This window comes from Streptomyces phytophilus (assembly GCF_013870535.1).
Lineage (GTDB): Bacteria > Actinomycetota > Actinomycetes > Streptomycetales > Streptomycetaceae > Streptomyces > Streptomyces phytophilus.
Genome location: NZ_JACBXC010000905.1, coordinates 1 through 2,494, shown reverse-complemented (window position 1 = coordinate 2,494; position 2,494 = coordinate 1). Strand labels below are relative to the sequence as shown.

Sequence of the window (2,494 nt, the reverse complement as noted above, 5' to 3'; positions counted from 1 at the left end):
AACCGGATCCTCCGCCGGGCCGGCGCCGCGCGCCGTGCCGTGCCCTGCCGTTCGGTGCCGTTCGGTGCCTGCGGGCCCGGCGGGCTACCGCCAGGGGCCGGTGATGGCGAACGTGGTGCCGGGCGCGTAGCAGTTCACGTACATCGTCCGGCCGTTCGGCGAGAACGTGACGCCGGCGAACTCGCCGTACTCCGGGTCCTCCGCGGTGCCCGTGTTCTGCCGGTTGCGCGCCACCGCGAAGACCTCGCCGCGCCGCGAGACGCCGTACACGTGCTGCTCGCCGCCGCCGTCCTCGCAGAGGAACAGGCCGCCCGAGGGCGACAGGCAGATGTTGTCCGGGGACTCCCCGGGGGTGTCCACGCCGTGGTCCGGGCCGAAGCGGACGACGAGCTTCAGCTCGTTGGTCCGCGGGGTGTAGCGCCACACCTGGCCGAAGTGGTCGGCGCCGGAGCCCTCGGAGGACTGGGCGAAGCTGGAGACGAAGTACACCGAGTTGCCGCCCCAGTAGCAGCCCTCCAGCTTCTGCGCGTGCGACATGGCGCGCCCGAAGTCCTGGTGGCGGATCGGGGTCTCGGCCGCCAGCGGGTCGGGCACCTCGATCCACTCGACGTTGTCGAACGTGGTGCCGATCTCCTCGACCACCGACAGGTCGGGCACGTCCGGCACCCGCATGGCCTGCAGCTCGCCGCCGGCCCGCAGGGAGCCGAGGCCGCCCTTGGGCTTCTCCGGCAGGAAGCGGTAGAACAGCCCGAAGGGGTGCTCGAAGGCGTCCTCCGTCTCGTAGACGACGCCGTTGGACGGGTCGAAGGCGACGGCCTCGTGCTGGAAGCGGCCCATCGCGGTGAGCGGGACGGCGCCGCTCTTGTGCGGATCGGCCGGGTCGATCTCGAAGATGAAGCCGTGGTCCTTGGTGTACCCGCTGGTGCCGGCCTTGTCCTCGGTCTCCTCGCAGGTCAGCCAGGTGCCCCAGAGGCTGGGCCCGCCGGCGCAGTTGACCGCGGTGCCGGCGATGCCGACCCGCTCGCCCTCCAGCCTGCCGTGCCGGTCGACCTCCAGCACGGTGCAACCGCCCATGCCCATCGGGTCGTACGTCAGGCCGTCGATGGCGGGGACGCGGTGGGTCGCGGTGGGGCGGTTCTCGTGGTTGCGGACGAGCCGTACATCAGCACCGCCGGCGCGGGCGCGGAAGGCGGCCATGCCGTCGTGGTTGCTGGGTACGGCGCCCTCGCCGGAGAGCAACTGGTCGCCCTCGCGGGACAGCACCCGGTACTCGAAGCCCTTCGGGAGGTCCAGGAGGCCGTTGGGGTCGGGGACGAGCGGGCCGTAGCCGGCGCCCCGCGGGGCGTGTGCCTCGGCGGTGCCGGCATACAGCTCGGAGACGCTTCCGGTGAAGGCGATGCCGGCGCCCAGCGCGCCGGTACGAGCAAGAACCTGACGTCGTGTTGCAGCCATGCGGAAAGACCAACTCCCTGCTGACGGACAGGAAAACGGTGACCAGACCGTGTGTACCACCCGGTGAACTGAAAGTGAACCAGGTGACGGGTGTGTGAAGGGTCTAGTCCTGTGGTGGCAGTGGTCCGCCGGTGCCGCCGTCCGCCGCGGAGTCGCCCGGGGTGTCCCGTTCGTCCACGTCACCGCGGGCGTCGCGGGCCAGCGCAGTGAGCCGGGATATCGCGCGAAAGTACTTCTTGCGGTACCCGCCGGCGAGCATGTCCGCGCCGAAGAGCCGGTCGAACGGCACGCCGGAGGCGAGCACGGATATCTCGCGGTCGTACAGCCGGTCCGCGAGCACCACGAGCCGCAGCGCCGTCGCCTCGTCGGCCACCGGCCGCACGCCGGTCAGGCAGACGGTCCGTACGCCGTCGGTCAGCGCGCCGTAGCGGCTGGGGTGCACGCGCGCGAGGTGGCCGAGGAGGTCGGGGAAGGCGTCGAGGGTGGCGCCGGGGACGGTGCGGGCGGCGCGGTCGACGGCCGCGTCGGTCAGCGGGGCGGAGGTGGGGGTACCCCCGCCAGTGAGGGCGTAGCCGGCGGGGGAGGGCAGACCGCGGTGGCGGTAGTCGTCGCCGTCGATGCGCAGGGGGCGGAAGCGGGCCGCCAGGCCCTGTATCTCGCGCAGGAAGTCGGCGGCGGCGAAGCGGCCCTCGCCCAGCCTGTCCGGCAGGGTGTTGGAGGTGGCGGCCAGCGCGACGCCGGACTCGACGAGCTTGCCGAGGAGGCTGGAGACCAGCACCGTGTCGCCGGGGTCGTCGAGCTCGAACTCGTCGATGCACAGCAGCCGGTGGCTGCCGAGGGTGCGTACCGTCTGCTGGAATCCCAGTGCGCCCACCAGGTTCGTCAGCTCCACGAAGGTGCAGAAGCCCTTGCGCTCGGGCGCCGCCTCGGTGGCGTGCCAGAGCGAGGCCAGCAGGTGCGTCTTGCCGACGCCGAAGCCGCCGTCCAGGTACACCCCGCGCGGCCCGGCCGGCTCCTTCGGCGCCCGCCGCCACCGGGGCCG

At 72.6% G+C, this 2,494-nt stretch carries 2 protein-coding genes; both read right to left on the bottom strand.

Annotated elements, in window-relative coordinates:
- Positions 1-84: 84 nt before the first annotated feature.
- The gene (locus tag H5J30_RS26960; RefSeq protein WP_181789931.1) at positions 85-1,452 is read right to left on the bottom strand and encodes an alkaline phosphatase PhoX; all 1,368 of its coding nucleotides are present in this window, start codon (positions 1,450-1,452) and stop codon (positions 85-87) included.
- Between the two features lie 103 nt (positions 1,453-1,555).
- On the bottom strand, positions 1,556-2,494 hold a 939-nt coding region (zapE, locus tag H5J30_RS26955; protein WP_181789930.1), incomplete at its 5' end, for a cell division protein ZapE.

Coding starts and splice junctions, on each gene's coding strand:
- H5J30_RS26960 (WP_181789931.1), bottom strand. CDS start 1,452: ATGGCTGCAACACGACGTCAGGTTCTTGCTCGTACCGGCGCGCTGGGC.